This window comes from Aeropyrum camini SY1 = JCM 12091 (genome assembly GCF_000591035.1).
In the GTDB taxonomy this organism is placed as follows: Archaea; Thermoproteota; Thermoprotei_A; order Sulfolobales; family Acidilobaceae; genus Aeropyrum; species Aeropyrum camini.
Genome location: NC_022521.1, coordinates 164,265 through 181,823 on the forward strand (window position 1 = coordinate 164,265; position 17,559 = coordinate 181,823).

At 55.6% G+C, this 17,559-nt stretch carries 19 protein-coding genes; 5 read left to right on the forward strand and 14 right to left on the reverse strand.

The features are described from left to right. The first annotated feature begins 40 nt into the window (after positions 1-40). A complete protein-coding gene (locus tag ACAM_RS00810; protein WP_022540911.1) occupies positions 41-1,249 on the forward strand; it encodes a M16 family metallopeptidase in 1,209 nt (402 codons plus the stop codon). Here the strand turns inward: ACAM_RS00810 and ACAM_RS00815 are convergent. The 8 genes from ACAM_RS00815 to prpB all read right to left on the reverse strand — a co-directional run bounded on the left by ACAM_RS00815 (position 1,246) and on the right by prpB (position 8,055). Next, on the reverse strand, positions 1,246-1,938 hold the full coding sequence (locus ACAM_RS00815; protein WP_022540912.1) for a nucleotidyltransferase domain-containing protein: 693 nt from the start codon (positions 1,936-1,938) through the stop codon (positions 1,246-1,248). The two genes, ACAM_RS00810 and ACAM_RS00815, sit on opposite strands and share 4 nt — an antisense overlap. Before the next feature lie 30 nt (positions 1,939-1,968). Beyond that, complete coding sequence (locus tag ACAM_RS00820) at positions 1,969-2,559, reverse strand: hypothetical protein (protein WP_022540913.1); 591 nt, start codon at positions 2,557-2,559, stop codon at positions 1,969-1,971. A gap of 4 nt (positions 2,560-2,563) precedes the next feature. After that, on the reverse strand, positions 2,564-3,109 hold the full coding sequence (locus ACAM_RS00825; RefSeq protein WP_022540914.1) for a class I SAM-dependent methyltransferase: 546 nt from the start codon (positions 3,107-3,109) through the stop codon (positions 2,564-2,566). Between the two features lie 114 nt (positions 3,110-3,223). Next, a complete protein-coding gene (locus ACAM_RS00830; RefSeq protein WP_022540915.1) occupies positions 3,224-3,940 on the reverse strand; it encodes a 50S ribosomal protein L2 in 717 nt (238 codons plus the stop codon). Positions 3,941-3,952: 12 nt separating this feature from the next. After that, a complete protein-coding gene (locus ACAM_RS00835; RefSeq protein ID WP_022540916.1) occupies positions 3,953-5,344 on the reverse strand; it encodes a helicase HerA domain-containing protein in 1,392 nt (463 codons plus the stop codon). Between the two features lie 23 nt (positions 5,345-5,367). Further along, positions 5,368-6,723 (reverse strand): hypothetical protein, encoded by a 1,356-nt coding sequence (locus ACAM_RS00840; RefSeq protein WP_022540917.1) that lies wholly within the window; start codon positions 6,721-6,723, stop codon positions 5,368-5,370. A gap of 5 nt (positions 6,724-6,728) precedes the next feature. Then, a complete protein-coding gene (gene cedA1 / locus ACAM_RS00845; RefSeq protein ID WP_062662074.1) occupies positions 6,729-6,971 on the reverse strand; it encodes a DNA import protein CedA1 in 243 nt (80 codons plus the stop codon). 157 nt (positions 6,972-7,128) lie between these two features. Further along, positions 7,129-8,055, reverse strand: a complete 927-nt coding sequence (gene prpB, locus ACAM_RS00850) for a methylisocitrate lyase (protein WP_022540919.1) — start codon at positions 8,053-8,055, stop codon at positions 7,129-7,131. A 374-nt stretch (positions 8,056-8,429) separates the two neighbouring features. Between prpB and ACAM_RS00855 the strand changes: the two genes are divergently transcribed. From ACAM_RS00855 to ACAM_RS00870, 4 genes are all read left to right on the forward strand, one after another. Further along, entirely contained in the window at positions 8,430-9,281 is an 852-nt protein-coding gene (locus ACAM_RS00855) for a putative RNA uridine N3 methyltransferase (RefSeq protein ID WP_022540920.1), read from the forward strand. A gap of 209 nt (positions 9,282-9,490) precedes the next feature. Continuing rightward, positions 9,491-10,525, forward strand: coding sequence for a 50S ribosomal protein L3 (gene rpl3p / locus ACAM_RS00860; RefSeq protein ID WP_022540921.1), 1,035 nt, complete (start codon positions 9,491-9,493; stop codon positions 10,523-10,525). A 31-nt stretch (positions 10,526-10,556) separates the two neighbouring features. Next, the gene (rpl4p, locus tag ACAM_RS00865; protein WP_022540922.1) at positions 10,557-11,372 is read left to right on the forward strand and encodes a 50S ribosomal protein L4; all 816 of its coding nucleotides are present in this window, start codon (positions 10,557-10,559) and stop codon (positions 11,370-11,372) included. Beyond that, positions 11,369-11,629 carry a 50S ribosomal protein L23 gene (locus tag ACAM_RS00870; protein ID WP_022540923.1) on the forward strand — a complete coding sequence of 87 codons (261 nt, stop codon included), beginning with the start codon at positions 11,369-11,371 and terminating at the stop codon, positions 11,627-11,629. The genes rpl4p and ACAM_RS00870 overlap by 4 nt, the downstream gene beginning before the upstream one ends. 213 nt (positions 11,630-11,842) lie before the next feature. Here ACAM_RS00870 and ACAM_RS00875 read toward each other — a convergent pair whose 3' ends face one another. The 6 genes from ACAM_RS00875 to cobA form a co-directional block, all read right to left on the reverse strand. Next, positions 11,843-12,772, reverse strand: a complete 930-nt coding sequence (locus ACAM_RS00875; RefSeq protein WP_148706315.1) for an Mrp/NBP35 family ATP-binding protein — start codon at positions 12,770-12,772, stop codon at positions 11,843-11,845. Positions 12,773-12,894: 122 nt separating this feature from the next. Next, complete coding sequence (locus ACAM_RS00880; RefSeq protein WP_022540925.1) at positions 12,895-13,758, reverse strand: CBS domain-containing protein; 864 nt, start codon at positions 13,756-13,758, stop codon at positions 12,895-12,897. Further along, complete coding sequence (locus ACAM_RS00885; protein ID WP_022540926.1) at positions 13,758-14,783, reverse strand: CBS domain-containing protein; 1,026 nt, start codon at positions 14,781-14,783, stop codon at positions 13,758-13,760. The genes ACAM_RS00880 and ACAM_RS00885 overlap by 1 nt, the downstream gene beginning before the upstream one ends. A gap of 42 nt (positions 14,784-14,825) precedes the next feature. After that, on the reverse strand, positions 14,826-15,656 hold the full coding sequence (locus ACAM_RS00890; protein WP_022540927.1) for a CBS domain-containing protein: 831 nt from the start codon (positions 15,654-15,656) through the stop codon (positions 14,826-14,828). Positions 15,657-15,719: 63 nt separating this feature from the next. Continuing rightward, entirely contained in the window at positions 15,720-16,649 is a 930-nt protein-coding gene (locus ACAM_RS00895) for a thiamine-phosphate kinase (protein ID WP_062662004.1), read from the reverse strand. A 141-nt stretch (positions 16,650-16,790) separates the two neighbouring features. Further along, entirely contained in the window at positions 16,791-17,540 is a 750-nt protein-coding gene (gene cobA, locus ACAM_RS00900) for a uroporphyrinogen-III C-methyltransferase (protein WP_022540929.1), read from the reverse strand. Positions 17,541-17,559: the final 19 nt, after the last annotated feature.

Sequence of the window (17,559 nt, forward strand, 5' to 3'; positions counted from 1 at the left end):
CTTCAATACTGGCTTCCCGCCTCCCGGGGTGTGGCAGGTTATGGCTAGTCTGGAGCGGGGCGTCGCTTCCAACGGGCTACGCTACGGCTTCTACAGGGTCGATAGCGAGAGCGCCTCCATCTGCATAGCAACTAGGGGTGGCAGCAGTTTCGAGCCTCGTGGAAAATATGGCATAGCCCATCTTACCGAGCACATGATATTCAGGGGGAACGAGTACCTGGCTGATGGCGAGCTCGACAGGGCAGTGGAGCTGTCGGGCGGGGAGGCGAACGCCTACACAACGAGAGAGCTGATACTGGTCTGCGCCGAGTTCGTCCCTGACAGTCTGGCCAGGGTTGGTGAAAAGCTGTTCATGGCGGTATCGGCCAAGAAAGTTCTCGAGGAGGAGTTTGAGAGGGAGCGTTCTGTTGTGGAGGCTGAGGTGAGGGGTTTAATAAGCAACCCCGAGAACCGAATCTACAGGATTGCGCACGCGAGCGTCTGGGGCGAGAGCCACCTGGGTAGGCCTATAGAAGGCTACCCGGATACTGTGGCCAGCATTAGCAGGGCGGATGTGGAGGACTATAAGGCGAGTGTCTTTAGCCCTGAGAGAATGTCCCTCGCAATTGTAGGCAGCTTCTCCCGGTATGACGCTCACCGTGTCGTGAAGCTCTTCAGCCGGCTGGAGCCGGGGGGAGGCGTTGGAGAGCCAGAGACTCCGGAGCCCAGGCCCGCCTTCCTGAAGGAGGATAAGGGTGTTGAGTCGGCCTATGCAGCCCTAACACTAGCCCTTCCCCCCCGGAGGGGGCTTGAAGGGCTGATGCCCAGGCTTAGAGGTGTTGTCTTCAATCTTGAGGCTGGAGCTACTAGTGTGCTCTTTAAGGAGATTCGGGAGGAGAGGGGGCTGGCCTATGGCTTCAACGTGGACGTCCACATAACCAGCTGGGGATCAACGATGTCTCTCGTCGTGCACGAGGGTAACAAGGAAAGGGCGGGTGAGATTCTGGAAGCATTGGCGTACGCCCTTGAAAAAGGGCTGCGCGGCGGGTACGGTGATAGAGAATGGCTTGAAGGTCGAAGAAGGCTCTACAGGTTTTACACGAGGAGGGAGGCTATCTCGAACATGGATCGGGCCGACGCCCTATCAGCGGTCATGCTGTTCCACGAAGAGCCCTTCACCATCGAGGACCTCATTAGCCTGACCCTCAAGAGCAGGTGGAGCCTAGAGGAGTTCCTCCGGCTGCCGCGCGGCTCAGCCCTAATAATCTAGCCGCGCCTACCAGAGATCATCCGCCTGAAGAAGGGGTTTGACGCTGAGAGCCTTCTAACGGTCTCCTCCAAGGGTTCGCCGGGACGGGGCTCCACCTTGAGATAGACCCCGGTCCTACCTAGCTCGCGCCTCCTAGTTAACACCCTAACCCTCTCCCTAACGGTCTCCAGGCTTATCCCGAGGACCTCAGCCACTCTACCCTCGTTGCCCACCACCGGCTCCTCGATATGACCCCTGGGCGTGGGGAGTATGAGGACTAGCCGTTTAGTGACGCCCGGCACTCTCACATCCCTCTCCAGCCCGGCCGGGTCGACCTCGCCGCCCCACGCGTAGAACTCCCTCTCCCTAGGCTGGAGCCTGGCTAGGGGGAGGCTGACAACCCTCTCTTCGGAAGGGTCTAGGACTAGATACGCCTTAGGAGTGCTCCGCGGGGTGGCCATGACTATAACCCTCTTGTATATTATGAGGCCTGAGGCCGCCAGGGCTTCCTCCACAAGCCCGGGTGGTACAGGCTCAACGATGGCTACGTCTACATCGCTGCCAGGGTTTACATCACCCCTGGCAACACTGCCATGTATAACGATGAGGCTGGGGTGTACAGTCCGGGAAAGAGCCCTCACGATCTCCAGCGCCTTCTCCCTCTTCTCCTTCAGGAGCCGCCAGTGATCCTCCGAGTACTCGACTTCCACCTGGGGGAACACCCTCCGGTTTTTAAGGGTTTAGAGGCTCCTGAGGAGCTCGGCCTCCCTATCAACCCTAAACACCGGGGGTAGCCCGCTTAGTGTTTCAGCCGAGTGGCTTATAACTATTGCATGCTCGTCGGGCAGGTAGCTCCATTCAAAGTCCAACTGTCTCGAGGGCCTTGGCGGCTCCTCCTCCTCGTCAAGGTAGTAGTAGGCCTCCATGTAGACACCCTTAGGGCTCCATATGACCACAAGCCTGTCGGCCTTGAGATCGCTTCCCTCAAGCGCTACCATCTCGACCTCAAGCTGCCCCTCCTCCGGGTCAAAGTCTATTCCCTCAAGCTCGAACCTCCCCTTGGCGTTGAGCCTCTCCAGAACGGGGCTCACGAGATCCCTCCACAGGGAGATTCCATAGTAGTACAGCTCCTCGAACACAGAAACATGCTTGTTCCGCCGCCTAACCCGCAGTACACCGGACCACTCGGCTATGTCGCTCCAATAGCTAGAGGTCACGTCCGCCACAGTACTGAGGAGTTCATCAATCTCAACACCCAGCTTCTCGGCTAGCCTCCCAAGGCGCTCCGCAGCATCTTCATCGAGATCAATCTTGAACACCCGCTTCTTCAACCCTCTATACACCTCTTAACATGTCTACCCTCATGATAACATCCTTTCCCGTAACACCTAAAATCTGGGCCCCGGCCTCGAGGAGCTCCTCCTTGTATGGAAGCTTCTTTAGCATGCTAACAACAACGGGCCCACGCGAGACTCTGATAAGCTCGTTCACAGCACTCCAAAGATCGTCAACCAGGTCGAGGACGGTGAAGCTGTAGACAGCGTCGAACACCCGGTCCGCGAACGGTAGCCTCTCAACATTCCCCTCAAGGGCCGTGCAGCGGTCCTGGCCACAGAGAACCCCAATCCTGTATCTCGCTATACCCAGCATACACTGGCTATAGTCTAGGCATGTGTAAGAGTCTACCGCCTCCAATGCGCCCTGGGAGGCGATATACTCGAGGAGGAGGCCTGTCCCGCAGCCCGCATCAAGCACCTTACCCCGGGGCCTGACCCTCTTCAGGGCGACAAAATACTTCTCATACTGCTCAGCCCTATAGAGCTCGTCGTAGCCGCTGCAGGTGGATTCGTACTTCTCCCTGATAACAGCGCCCCTGCCCACCGCTCCTCTCCCTTACAAATTCTGGTAACCCGTAGGGGCTGCGGAGGAGGGGTGTATGGCTTAGGGATGTATGTTGAGAGGGGCTACGGTGGCGTGGCCAAAGGCCTGTAGCCCCTACCTCTTTCTCCTTCCAGTCCTCCTTGCTGCTATGTGGCCAACCTTCCTGCCGGGCGGGGCAGTCCTGGCGACTGTAGACGGCCTCCCCTTGTGCTGGTGTCTGCCGCCTCCGAAGGGGTGGTCCACAGCGTTCATAGCCACACCCCTAACCCTGGGCCACTTCCTCGCTTTTACCTTCCACTTATGGTATGCAAACCCCGCTTTCATTATAGGCTTCTCGATCCTTCCAGCACCTGCTGGTATTCCTATCGTCGCTCTGGAGTCGTTAGGCACTTCCTTGTCCTTACCGCTGGGCAGCCTTAGAATGGTCTTGGAGCCCGCTCTGCCGACGACGAGGGCATAGCTGCCCGCCTGCCTCGCAAGCTTGCCCCCATCCCCTGGTCTAAGCTCAACATTGAACACCTCCGTACCCTCGGGTATCTTGCCTAGGGGGAGTACGTTCCCCGCCTCAGGCTTCGCGGCCGGCCCTATTTCTATTATCTGGCCTACGTACATCCCCTCGGCGGCGGGCATGAAGAATTCGACGCCGTCCTCCCTCACAACCCTGGCCAGAGGCACGTAGCGGCCGGGGTCGTGTATAAGCTCTACAACCTTACCCTTGAACGTCTCCCCTGATAGCGGAGGATACTTCGCCGGGCCCGGGTGTATGTGACCCCTGCTCCTGTATGTCGGCGTCCCGCGGCCAGCCCTCTGCTGCCTCAGCCTCTTACCCATACCTCTAACACCCTACCCTTGAACCCCATTGGTGCTCCGGGCCTTTTTAAGGTATTCATTGAAAGGGGGTATCCTGACAGTGTACAGCCTGCCGCCGGGCATCCTCACCATAGCCTCGCCGACGCCCAGGACCCCCAGCTTCCCCCACCCCTCTAGGCCGAGCTTCCCGGCTGATTCGAGATAACCCTGAGCCTTTCCGCCGAAGGCTGCTACAACCCCCGCGTTATGTTCGATAGCCTCAGGCAGGTCGCCAGGAGACTGGGTTGCAAACACGCCGTAGAGACCCCTGCTCCTCCCCTCCCGGGCTATTCCCTCAAAAACTCCTTTGGATGGGGAGAGGCGCCAGGCCTCATCTACTACAAGGACTATTCTACCCCTACCCCCCGTGGAGAGGGAGTACTCGACGAGGGAGGAGGCTACAGCCTGGGCAGCCCGGCTCCTCTCACTTGTCTCCAAAAGCCCGAGGTTGTAGATTGTTAGGGGGGAGAGCGGAGGTATGGTAGCCCCGGGCACGGGGAGCTGTTGGGCGTCCCTGGGCTCCAGATAGACAGCTGCAAGAGGCTCGAGTAGGGAAGCGAGGTCTCCCTTAGGGTCCACCACAACCACACCCACAGGATCGCCCCTAGCCTCGGAGAGGAGGGCCAACTGGGCGGCAAGCCCGGCCAGGAGAACGGTCTTCCCCCTACCTGTAGGCCCCACCACCAGCATGTGCGACTCTATATCCCTAGGCCATCGCAGAGATACTGCTCCTCCATTCTCCACAGAGATACCCAGAAGAATCTCGCCTCCGAGAGGCAGCCTGCCTTCGGGCTTGAACCGAGGGTTTAGATGCCGTGGTTCAGCCTCCAGCAGTGACGCCGGGGTCCAGGCCCCGTTAACAACGTCGAATTTAACCCCGACCTCAGCCTCGATCATAGACTTAAACAGCCTAACCTTGTCTTCGCCCGCGCCCTCCTCAAGCCAGACTATCGCTCCAAGCCTGCCCAGCCTCGGTGTTCCTGCGGAGACAGCCTCCCTATAGAGCGACTCCAGTAGTGCCAGAGAGGCCTTGTATCTGCCTAAACGGGTTGTTGAGTATTTGAACTCAACCTTCTTAATCTCGTCTTCGATAGCCTCCACAACCCTGGACTTCTCCACCGGTATGTAGCTGTAGAATATCGAGATGGGGACGGGTGTGCGCATGGCCAGTGAGAAGAGCCTATCCCCCAAGCCTTCAACGCTCCCAGGGTTATCCCTTGCCACAAGCACTACAGGTTTTCTAGGGGCCTCCTCCCCCTCGACCTTGAGAAGCACGCCAGCCCTTCTTGAGAGGAGAGCCGCCTTGCTGGAGAGGGTTTTCCTATATAGTATGCCCGCCGCCGCCACCATGAGAATAATCGTGAGTAGATCAAGGACGCCTGGCATTGGGCCTCAGCCTCCAACAACGCCTACAATATCTTCAGCCTAAGCCTAGCACCTCCTCCCAGCAGCCTAGCCACGCCTGCTGTGGCTACTAGTAGTATCGAGAGGTACATACCAGGGAGTGTTATATAGTAGACTATGATCATCTTCAAAACATCCATAGTAATATAGTCTAGCAGGCTGACCAGGGTCTCGGAATAGTCCCTAGCCGCCTTGTCCAGGCTAACACTCACGTTGCAACCGCTCCCCTCTACCTCGACTACTATGCTACCATTTCTACCCGGCTCTACATCCACGTACCCGCCCGTCAACCCCTCCCACCTCCAAACACCCTTGCCCCCAGCCTTCCCCTCACCAACTCTATACTCCGGCTCACAGCCCTCCAGCCAGGCTATCTCCACGTAGTCACTTGGCCCGAGGCCTTCCCAGCGGGCCTCAAAGCCGCTCTCCCCCCTGCTCACCCCCGCCGGGGGTTCGCTGCCGTAGACCATGACACCATCCCCTATCATAAACGCTATGTGCGGCACTCTCAGCTCCAGGCTGCCCTCGACTCTTGACATATCCACCAGAGGCGGGTCAGGCCTAAAGGAAACTCCCATGTATTCAAAAGTGAAGGAGACCTCGCTCAAGGGGGTCTGGATCCTAGGGATTTTTACAAGGGAGCTGTAGGCCACTCCGCCCTCGATTATGTAGCTAGCCACCTCCTCTCCTCCACTGTAAACCCTAAGCAGGCCAGCCTCCACAACCCCGCTGCTACTTGTTAGGGTCGCCTTGCCTGTCCACACGCCCTCAACATCCCCGGATGTAGGGGCGTCGCCGAGGGTTTCTACGAAGAGCGGGAGGGCGGGTAGCGCAGCGTTAAACACTATAACAAAGGCTATTAGCCATGCCCCGGCTGGCTTAGCCAGCCTGAAGGGTATAGCGTAGAGGAGGACGCCAACGCCTAGGAGGATCTCGCTGTATCCAAGCAGGTACTTGACCCCAAGCACCGTGGCGACGAGAAGTGTTATACCCCACGAAAGCTCGTCCATAACCGACGCTGCAGCCGAGGCTACGGGTTTTAGAGCCTCCAGAGGGTCCGGGAGGCTCGTCACTATGCTGGAGAGGGCTTTTAGGAAGGCGGCGAAGACAGCGGCGTCGAGGAGCCAGGCGTCGAGCTGCGGCCAAGAGCCCCCTATTAGTAGTTGAATGTAGCTGGAGACGGCTAAGAGAGCCGCAGCAGTGAGGGCTAAGAGAGCCGCCGTGAGGGAGTCTTCAATCAGAACCGACGCCCACCTCTTGATAGAGGCGACTGGTAATGGTGCGGCGTAAAGTAGGGTTCCCAGGTAGAATCCCAGCATGGCTAGCTTGAACGCGAGGAGCTGGAACTCCCCGGCCTCCACAACTACTAACCCCCGCCTATGAGGACCTCGCTTACTATCCCCGCGAGCTTTACTATGACGGCGAACACTGTAGTCCCAAGGGCCAGCCAGAGGGCAGCCCACATGGAGTCCTCGATAAGACTGTTCCCCACCCTCTTCACCTTCGAGGAGGGTATAGGGCTGCCTCTCAGTGTCCAGCCTATACTCCAGGATAGGAGGAAGAGGGCCCATGCCAAGGCTGTAAGCTTGCCCGTTAGATCCTCAACCATCTCCACTATGTCGGCCGCCAATGGATCCCCTATAGGGCTGAGGTCCTCGGCGGCCGCGGGTGGGGGTCGTGGAAAGTGTGGGTGTATTGGGGTGAAAGTCGGGGGGTTTCTGCATTGGCGTCTGGAGCTTGTGGTTGGTGTGGGTTTGAAGGCGTCTCTAGCCTTTCGCGTGGCTCTGTCTCCCACGAATCACCTCCTCAGCCTTCCTGCTTATCTCAGCGTCTCTGGCCTCGTACTCGTGGTAGCCGATTAGGTCGTAGAACTCGGCTCTGGTGTATAGCTGGTCCAGTATGTTCCTCTGTGTGCCACTTTCAATTATCTCCCTGAGAACTTTCTCGGACGCTTTCAGCGAAGCCCTGAATGTGGTTACTGGGAATATTACAATTTTGTATCCAGCCTCCCTGAACTGGTCTACGGTTATATAGGGTGTCTTGCCATACTCGGTCATGTTAGCCAGTAGGGGGGCTTTAACCCTTCTAGCGAACTCCCTGAACTCCTCCAGGCTTGTTAAAGCCTCGGGAAATATTATGTCAGCCCCCGCCTCAATGTACAGCTGAGCCCTCTCGACAGCGCTCTCAAAACCCTCAACACCCCTGGCGTCCGTTCTAGCAATTATCAGAGCATCCCTCTTGGCTCCGACTGCAGCAATTATCTTCTTCACCATATCCTCCGGGCTCACCAGAGCCTTCCCATGGAGGTGGCCGCACTTCTTAGGCATAACCTGGTCCTCTATCTGTATGGCCGCTGCGCCAGCTCTCTCCAGCTCCCTAACAGTCCTCTCAACGTTAATAGCCTCCCCGAAGCCCGTGTCAGCGTCTACTATCACTGGCACCCTCACAACCCGGGTTATATACTGTGTGAACTTGGCTAGCTCGCTCAGGGTTATAAGGCCGAGGTCGGGCATGGCCAGGCTCCCTGTGATAGCTGCCCCCGAGAGGTATAGAGCCTCGAAACCCATCCTCTCGGCCAGGAGAGCGACGGCAGGATTGTAGACGCCTGGCGCAACTATAATATCCCGCTTCTCTATCAGCTCTCTCAGCCTGGAGCCCGGCCTCTCCAGAGGCTCCCTATATAGGAACGCCATCCCCCAGCACCAAGGACTATGCTTTAGCCTCTGCGGGGTTTAAACCGGGCCGGAGCTCCAGCTGTTATATAGGGTTTGAGACTCAGTTGAGAGAATGTTGGTGGAGAGGTATGGGTGGTAGGCAGAGGACTACACTATTCATAGATACATCCAAACGTGGGGAGGAGCAGAGGGAGCAGCAGGAGAGGAAGGGTAAAAAGGGCAAGAGGTAGGAAAGCCCGGGTAGAAGCTTTTTAGACCCGGGAGATAGTTTTAAACGCCCAGTCACGGGCTGATAATTCTTGTAATCCCTAGGAAAAATAATGCTCCAAAGTCTATTCTACGCTACTATAGTGCTCAGGGGTTGAGGGACCGTTTGGACCTGGTGCTAGGAGATGGGAGGCCTCGGCGAATGTTTCCAGTGGCCGCCAAAGAGGAGGCCAAGTCCGCTGGCCGTAGCTATCCCTTCAAGCATATTGAGGGTTGAGCCGACGCTTCTCTTGAAGACCCTGAAGGCGGGTTATGTAGGTAGAGTAGCCGCGGTATATCGTGTGGATGAGATAGTTGTGTACGAGGATCCAGACTCTTCTCCGAGGCTATCAAGACTCCTCAAATTCCTCCTCTCCTACCAGGCTACACCTCCGCACCTCAAGAAGAGGGTAGTCCCTCTGAAAAGGGAGCTCAAGTACGCATCTCTAATGCCTCCCCTCAAAATACCAAGTCACACTGTACCTGCAGAGCCCGTGGAGGGCTCTATAATTGATGGATACGTAGAGTCGTGCAGCGGAGACACGTGTAGAGTGTTTCTAGGCAGCATAGGCTACGGCGTTCTCAGAGGAAGAGCGAGGCCTGGAAATATAGTGACGGTCAGGATCGCCGGTGTAAAAAGAGGGGAAGCGGTGCTGGAGAGAGCCTCTTGGGGGGAGATATACTCGGGGTTCTCCGTAACTCGGTTCAAGAGGCTTGATGAGGTGGTAACCAGCTTCAGGATGCGGGGTTACAGAGTTATAGCCACCGATAAGAACGGTGTGTGCCCGCCCATGTCTTGGAAGGTGCTGGGAAAAGCTGTCTCCTCGAAAGCCCTGATAGTTTTTGGAGGCCCATACAGGGGGGTCCTCGAGTATACGAGCCCCAGCCTGTACGACGGCGTTGTCAACGTCATACCCCACCAAGGCACAGAAACCGTTAGGACCGAGGAAGCTCTCCACGCCACGCTGGAAGCTGTAAACGTCCTTGAATCCATGTGAAAGCACTCCGACTCTCCACTGAAGCCACACTCTCCCCCGCTTGGGCTACAAAAATGTGGACGTGACTGGCGAGTGGACCAGGTTTTCTCGCGTCACTACCTCCTGTGATAATATGCCCCGGAGGTCTGGTTTGGGGATGCGATATTTACTATAATAGGCTTGGACGTGAGACTCCCTTTCTAGCGGGAGGCTAGCCAGGGTGCTCTAAAGTGGGAGCTAGGAAGAAGAGGGCGCCAAGAAGAGGTAGCCTGGGCTTCTCGCCCAGAAAGAGGGCGTCAAGGCTAGTACCCAGGGTTAGGAGCTGGCCTGATGTTGACATAGGGAAGCCTGTGCCTCTCGCATTCCTTGGGTACAGGGCTGGCATGACCCATGTGTTTATGGTGGATGACAGGCCGGGGAGGCCGACCAGCGGAAAAGAGATATTCGTCCCAGTGACTATCGTGGAGACTCCTCCCATGTATGTTGTCGCGGTGAGGCTCTACGGGTACGATCCTAACAGGGGCCGCTACAGCCTGGGGGAGGCGTGGGCTCAGCCTCCGCCCGAGCTAGAGCTCCACAGGAGGATCTCAACCCTGGGCTCCTTCGACACTGATAAGATGCTGAAGAGCCTGGAGGAGAAGCTGGAAAAGGCCGTGGACGTTAGAATAATAGCGGCCAGCCAGCCGAAGCTTGCTGGAGGGTTGAGCAAGAAGAAGCCGGATCTGTTGGAAGTGAAGCTCGGCGGGGTGAGGGACGTTAACCAGCTGTTTGATTATGCCAGAGACATCCTCGGCAACCTAGTAAAACTGCGGGACGTCTTCCAAGAGGGACAGCTTGTTGACGTTATAGCCGTTACCAAAGGCAAAGGGTTCCAAGGGGTTATCAAGAGGTGGGGTGTGAAAGAGCTTCCGAGGTGGCACAAGCACAGGAAAGGTAGCAGGAGAATAGGGGCTAGGAGCCACGGCAGGAGCACGTTCTGGGAGACACCCCAGGCGGGGCAAACAGGCTTCCACAGGAGAACGGAGTATAACAAGCGTATACTTATGATTGACGATGATGGTTACAAGGTAACTCCGGCCGGAGGGTTCCTCAGGTATGGGGTCGTTAGAAGCACTTTTGCAATGCTCGCTGGAAGCATACCCGGTACGCCCAAGAGGCCTATCGTGATGAGATGGCCTATAAGGCCTCCAGAGTGGTACCTGAAGCTTGGCGTGAGGAAGCCGGAGATAACCTACATAAGCCTGCTTAGCAAGCAAGGCGTCTAGGCCTAGGGCTAGACCGTGGGGGTGAAGGGTTATGTACACCTATATGGCGCTCTACACGGGGCAGGAGAAGATAGTTCCTGTCTACGACGAGAGGGGAGGTGAGAAGGACTCCGTAGTCCTACCCAAGATATTCTACTTCCCCGTCCGCAAGGACCTCATACGCAGGGCCTTCCTAAGCGAGTTCACAGCGAGGCTCCAGCCTAAGGGCAGGGATCCTATGGCTGGTAAGAGGACCAGCGCTGTGAGCCTGGGAGTAGGCAGAGGCGTTGCCCGTGTACCCAGAATAAAGGGTAGTCTAAGAGCCGCTCTAGTAAATATGGCCAGAGGCGGCAGAGCGGCTCACCCGCCCCGGGTGGAGAAAGTTCTCAAGGAGGAAATAAACAGGAAGGAGAAGAGGCTCGCTACTATAAGCGCTATATCGGCAACATCCAAGGAGGACCTAGTTAGGGATCGCGGCCACAGGTTCAGCGCCGAAACACTGCCTATAGTGCTGGACTCGAGCGTTCTCTCCTCAGTATCAACAGCCCGAGAGGCGAGAGCCCTGCTAGAGTCCGTCGGCGTCTATGAGGACATAATCCGCGCCAAGGAGGGGAGAAGATACAATGCTGGGAAGGGTAAGATGAGGGGGAGAAGGTATAAGGTCCCGAAGAGCATTCTATTCGTAGTAGAGGATTCTAGAGCACCCCTAGCTCTCGCCGTAAAAGGGCTTCCAGGCGTGGATGTAACGACACCCTCACTACTGAGCGTACTCCAGCTAGCCCCTGGAGGCCACCCTGGGAGGCTCACTGTATACACGACGGGGGCGCTTAAGCTCTTGTCGGAGAGGTTCGAGGTGACTATGCCGTGAAGCCCGAGGAGGTTATAGTGAGAGTATATGTGACGGAGAAGACTACGAGGATGCTCGAGGAGGAGAATACGTTGACATTTATAGTGAGGAGAGAAGCGACGAAAAGCGATATAAAAAGGGCCGTGGAGCAGCTCTTCGGGGTGAAAGTTGTGAAAGTCAGAACTCTCATAACACCGCGTGGGGAGAAGAAGGCGTATGTCAAGCTGGCGCCTGAGTATAAGGCCTTGGACGTCGCAACGAAGCTTGGAGCAGTCTAAGCTATGAAGCATCCACTAGTCGCATAACACCTTATACACACTTTCAGCAGTCTCAGAGGTTTCTCAGTGCTGGTTCTTTCCTTCAGCATATCGCTTTTAAACAATGCTGTTTAGGAGGATTGTAGGAGCACTCTACCTCTACATTATCATTAATTATTTATCATTAATTATTCATGCTTTGGCATCGTACCCCGCGTGTGGATGCACCACCTTCTATTCCATCTGCGGGCCCCACGCAGGCGGCTTGGGACCTAGTTTTTCAACGATCTCTATTATCCTCCGTGCGATCTTGAGGAACTCCTTTGACGCCTCGCTCTTCGGGTTCTCTAGGAAGAAGATCTTGCCCCTGTCGTTGGCCTCTCTTATTGCTGGATCAATTGGTATTTTTCCGAGCAACTCTATGCCGTACTGTGATGCTATCTCCTCGGCCGCCCCGCGGCCGAAGATGTAGTGTATAGAGCCGTCGCTGCATCTAAAGTAGCTCATGTTCTCCACTATCCCTATGACCGGGGCCTCTATTCTCTTGGCGAAGCTAACAGCCTTCTTGACGACTGATTTCGCTATCTCACTAGGTATCGTCACTACCAGGAAGCCAGTTATGTTTGGTATTATCTGGGTTATAGTGAGGACCTCATCGCCCGTCCCCGGAGGAAGGTCTATGAGTAGATAGTCGAGCTCGCCCCAATCGACGTATGCGAGAAGCTCTCTGATGGCGCTAGTCTTTATTGCTCCCCTCCATATTAGAGGCACCTCGTCCATAGGCAGGAGTAGCCCTATGCTCGCTACCTTTATACCCGGGGGGACCTCTACAGGCTTGACAGTACCGTCAAGCTGAGAGGGCATGCCCATACCAGTATTTAGACCGAGCATCTTGTGGACGCTAGGGCCGCTGATATCAGCGTCGAAAACCCCAACCCTGCGGCCCTCGGCGGCCAGGGCCGCGGCTAGGCTTGCTGTTACGAAGCTCTTCCCGACTCCGCCCTTAGTGCTTATAACAGCTATTTTGTACCTGATCCTACGCATATTTCTAACGATCTTCATCTGCTGCTCCTGTATGGTCTTCATCCTCTCAGCGATAGCCTTGTACTCGCTCCGGCTAACACGGAATCCCTTAGAAGGTTTGCCGCCCCCTTGAGTAGACAATAGCTTACCCCTCCCCACTATGAGAATGGCTTTCTAGGGCTATTTAGCTAGGGATATAACATAGAGTAGAACTCGGGAAGCCGGGTTACAAGATGGAGTTGCGGCCCTTACGGAGAAGGCTTTTATAGCCTCCTCCTCACCCGCCGTGAGGAAACTATAGCCTGGAGGACCTCGATCTTCGTCACCACGCCTAGAACCTTCTCGCCGTTCACCACTGGGAGAACACCTATCCCCTCCCTAACCATCACCTCTGCAGCCCTAGCCAGGTCCTCCTCGGGCTCCACTGTTATCGGATTTGGAGTCATAACATCCTTCGCTAGGGGGACTAGATAGATTCTTGTAGAGCCTATCCTGTCCTTGTAGACTAGGGGCTTCTTTATCTTAACATATTTCGGCGTCCCATGCATTGATATCGGCGTTGCTAGGAATGCTATATCCCTCTTAGTTATAACTCCCACAAGCCTGTCACCGTCTAGTATTAGAACCTTTCCAGTTGCGTCTATCTCCATAAGCCTTAAAACGTAGAAGATACTGTGCTCCTTCCGGGCCTTTGCGTAGACCTCACGCATATACTCTTTAACCAGGCTTACACCCTTCATCTTCTCTGAAAAGTATCTCGTCAGGTCAGTCCTGGTTATAATACCTTCCAACGTTCCATCAGGCGCCACAACGGGAAGACCGCCTATATTGTGCTTCAGCATGAGGGAAGCGGCTGTCTTAACACTCTTAGTACCCTCTATAGTCACCACATCCCTAGTCATAATCTCGCTCACTAGGATAGAGTTGGCAGGCCTGTTTGGATACTTCCTGACGAGAGCGTCTGCTATGTCAGTTATAGTTATAATACCCTTGAGCATAGTGCCCTCGACAACAGGGAGCCTGCTAATATCGTGTGTGAGCATGAGCTTTCTAGCGTGGGCGACTGTGTTATCTGGCGTTACAGTGTACACCTCCCTGGTCATATAGGAGACGACCCTCGAGGCCACTAGCCCTCACCCTCAACGATAGATGCTACAAGAACGTCCCGCTCCGTTATTATCCCCCTAGCCTCCCCGCCATCAACAACTATGAGGCTGTCAACACCCAGCTCTAGCATTCTCCTGGCCGCGTCAGCCACGCTGGCCTTCTCATCTATAGTGTAAACCTCCGGCGACATTACCATGTATACCGGGATCGATATGGCTTCGCTCAGCCTTCCGCTCTGAGCGTTTTTAAACGCCTCGTGACGGCCGAAATAGGCAACAATGTCTTTCGCTGTAATGACCCCCTTAATCTCTCCCGTGGAGGACGAGATGACAGGGAGCCTCCTGAAGCCGTGTGCCACCATAGACTTCATCGCCTCCTTTAGAGGCGCCTCGGGATCTACACCTACTATAGTGGAGGTCATGTAGTCTCCAACCTTCTTGTCGTAGGGCATGTCGGCTATCCTCCCCAAAATGTTTCTCTCCGTTATGACGCCGTGGAGAGTACCATCATCGTATAGAACAGGGAGAAAGCCCACTCCCTCCCCAACCATTATCCTAAGTATAGTGTCAAGATCGTCAGTAACATAAACCGTTATAGGGTGTCTGTTCATAATAGTTGCTACAACCTCCTTCCTAAGGGCGCTGTAGATACTGTCCCTATGCCTGTTTTCAACAATCTGATAGTAGTCGCCGCCCCCAAGATAGTTTACAAGGTCTGTGGCAAGCAATATGCCCTCTAGAACACCATCCTCACCCCCTTTAATCACCACGAGACCCCTAACCCTGTGGGAGGCTATCTTCTCAGCCGCCGAAAGTATGGGAGCGGACTTGTGTATACCCACCGCGGGCCTGGAGGCAAGCTCCTTAGCGTCGCCTGGCAGCCGCCTAACCCGCTGGCTCCAGTTTGGAGTACCGTCTGCCCTCAGCCATCTAACCCCCTCTGGCCGGGACCTGGTGACAATGCGGGTCTGCTTGGGCGTCGAGGCGATATACTTTATTGGGGGCCTCGCGGGCCTCCTGGGACCTCCACCTCCCCTCTTACTCATTCGTCTGCCACCTCCAAAGAGGAAACGTGCATCCCATTATTATCACGCTCTTCCCCGGCTCTTAAAGTAAAGCCTCACTAAATCCTCCCTATCTACAATCCCCGTAAGAATCCTGGAGTCCCGGGACTTGACGACGGGAACCCTTCCAATCCCCTGTTCCAGCATTATCCTGGCCACATCCTCCAAGGGATCAGTCTCGGCAGCGTAAATGACGGAGCGTGTCATAACACTCTCCACCCTCACCCTATGAGGCGGCGTCTCGCTTTCAAGCCCCAGCCTTGTGTAACCCTTCTTAATCAAGTCGTACTGCGTCACTATACCCTTGAGGACCATCTGCTTATCTACCACTGGGACACCAGCATATCTCTTCTCCACCATTATCTCCCAAACGCGCGTCAGGCTGTCTCCATCAAGCACATAATCCACGTCCCTGGTCATAACGTCTCTCACAGTATAGCCTTGGTAAAAGCCGGCATCCAGTAAGAGCCTAATGGGGATTTCAAGACCCAAGAGGCCAAGAATCCTGTAGGCATCGTTGACTACCGGAGAATACCACTCATCATACTTTAACATAGAGAATACCGCCTCCTCCAGGAGATCGTGGGGTTTTAGGACAACCGGAGGCTCATCCATAATATCCTGAGCCTTCGCCTCGCTCTTCCTGCTGGTCACGAGGATGACCGAGGACCTATAGATCACGCCCTCTAGCCTTCCCTCATCATTCGCCACCACAAGTATCCTCGACCCAGTCTCCCGTAATACCCTCCTTAACTCCCCTATAGAGGCGCTCTTTTCCACCGACACAGGTTTAAGGAGGTCAATCTCGAGCAGCCTTCTCCGTAAAAACTTGGAATGCTGTGCCAGCCCCTCCACCCTATTCTAATATTTAGAATATTGTCTCGATTATTAGCTTGACTCATCAATGGTGTATTAATGTTAGAGCCATGTCCAGCCTGAAACCCTGAACTCTCTCCTACCACCATCTATCAAAACCCTGCCAGCCCTACCCCGTGATGTGCGGCCAACCCTTGCGCATGGGATGCCGAGGATCCTACACCAACGAAGCACACATTCCGCGGCCTCCTCACCCCCGACAGCCACTATATTATAGTCTTCCCAGCTCTCCAGAACAGCCCATTTATCCAGGCCCAACTCACCCAACATCTCCATGACGCGCCTGTCGACAAGGACATCATCTAAAATAATCGACACGCCACTCTCAACACCTAGAATATGGAGGGAAGCACCCAGCCCGTCACTATTGTCCACGGCCGCTTCGACACCGCAAGAAGACAGCTTGGCACCCATGGCTATGGGGGGCTTCGGCCTCCTGGTATATTCTCCTACAGGCTCCGGAAGATCCCCAGGCTGTAGGCGGCCGTTTAGAACAGCGTCGGAGAGCAGGCCGTAGCCAGACGCCCCAACCTGCACTACAGCCATGCCAGGCCCAGCCCCGAACCTACCCAATGGTCTGTTAGACCGTCCCAGCACAGCAACGTCTATCCAGGCGTAACTCGAGGTGTTGAAGTCTGACTTCCCGACACCGGCTCCAATCCATTCAGCAGCCTCCCTGACACCCCGAGCAATCTCCAGGGCTTTATCGACACTATCAATACCAATACTATACATTACGTGAAAGGTCGTGCCTCCAGAGGCTGCTATGTCTGAAGCGGCGGCCACCACTGACTTCCAGCCCCAGTCGCTAAGACTCATCCAGGGAAGCCTGCTGGAATCCATAGAGTACCCGTCTATAGAGGCGATAATCCCCTCACCCGCGGGGCAAGCGTCGTAGCCCCAACATGCCTCCGAGCCCGACTCGCGGGACAGCTTTCTAAGCTTTCTAATCCACTCGGCAAAGCCTTCCATCAATAGACACCCCAGTCAATGGTGTGGATATAGTGAGTTTAGCTTGACAGTGTTATGTGGGGGTCAGAAGTTTATGCTATCTTCATAGCGTCTGGCTCCGCGCTCGCACCCCTCTCCATCCCCGCCCCGTCATAGAGTGTTCTACGCCTCCCGGTAAAGCTTGTCCCTCAGTCTAACCACCTCTCCAACTATTATAACCGCAGGGCTCTTCACCATACCATTTATACCGAGTTCTCTCAGGCCTTCCAGGCTCGTTACCACTGTCTCGGCCTCAGGCGTTGATACATTTGATGCTATAGCCACTGGCGTCTCTGGCGGAAGAACCTTTAGTAACCGTTCCGCTATTTCGGCCGACGCCGACGCCCCCATAAGGATAACCAAAGTATCCACAGACTTCGCTATCTCCTCTAGCTTAACCCTCCTGCCGTCAGGCTTTCCTGGGGCCTCCTTGCCCGGCACTACGGCGAAGGAGGAGGAGACGCCCCTGCTGGTTAGAGGTACTCCGTGGAGAGCGGAAGCCGCTACATAGCTCGGCACGCCGGGTATAACTATGCACTCCACACCCCTCTCGATAAGGTACATACACTCCTCCTCGCCCCTCCCATAGGTGTAAGGGTCTCCTCCCTTCAGCCTAGCAACAGTCATGCCCCTGCATGCGAGGTTCTCCATAATCCTGTTTATCTCCTCCTGAGGCAGCCCCTCGCCAGGCCTTTTGCCCACATAGATCTTGAGCGCTCGGGTCTCCAAGTTTTCCAGGAGGCCTTTGGGAGCAAGCCTATCGTAGAGTATAGCGTCTGCTGTTTCGAGAGCCCTCAGACCCTTCACGGTGATTAGCTCTGGGTCCCCAGGACCTCCTCCAATGATAACAACCCTACCCTGGCACCTAGCCAAGGTCCTCACCCCAAGCGTC

What these genes read in the sequence shown, in the direction of transcription:
- cedA1 (WP_062662074.1), bottom strand. Translation starts at nt 6,971, where the DNA reads ATGGTTGAGGATCTAACGGGCAAGCTTACAGCCTTGGCATGGGCCCTC.
- ACAM_RS00895 (WP_062662004.1), bottom strand. Translation starts at nt 16,649, where the DNA reads ATGGAAGGCTTTGCCGAGTGGATTAGAAAGCTTAGAAAGCTGTCCCGC.
- prpB (WP_022540919.1), bottom strand. Translation starts at nt 8,055, where the DNA reads ATGGCGTTCCTATATAGGGAGCCTCTGGAGAGGCCGGGCTCCAGGCTG.
- ACAM_RS00830 (WP_022540915.1), bottom strand. Translation starts at nt 3,940, where the DNA reads ATGGGTAAGAGGCTGAGGCAGCAGAGGGCTGGCCGCGGGACGCCGACA.
- rpl4p (WP_022540922.1), top strand. Translation starts at nt 10,557, where the DNA reads ATGTACACCTATATGGCGCTCTACACGGGGCAGGAGAAGATAGTTCCT.
- ACAM_RS00855 (WP_022540920.1), top strand. Translation starts at nt 8,430, where the DNA reads ATGGGAGGCCTCGGCGAATGTTTCCAGTGGCCGCCAAAGAGGAGGCCA.
- ACAM_RS00885 (WP_022540926.1), bottom strand. Translation starts at nt 14,783, where the DNA reads ATGAGTAAGAGGGGAGGTGGAGGTCCCAGGAGGCCCGCGAGGCCCCCA.
- ACAM_RS00835 (WP_022540916.1), bottom strand. Translation starts at nt 5,344, where the DNA reads ATGCCAGGCGTCCTTGATCTACTCACGATTATTCTCATGGTGGCGGCG.
- ACAM_RS00810 (WP_022540911.1), top strand. Translation starts at nt 41, where the DNA reads ATGGCTAGTCTGGAGCGGGGCGTCGCTTCCAACGGGCTACGCTACGGC.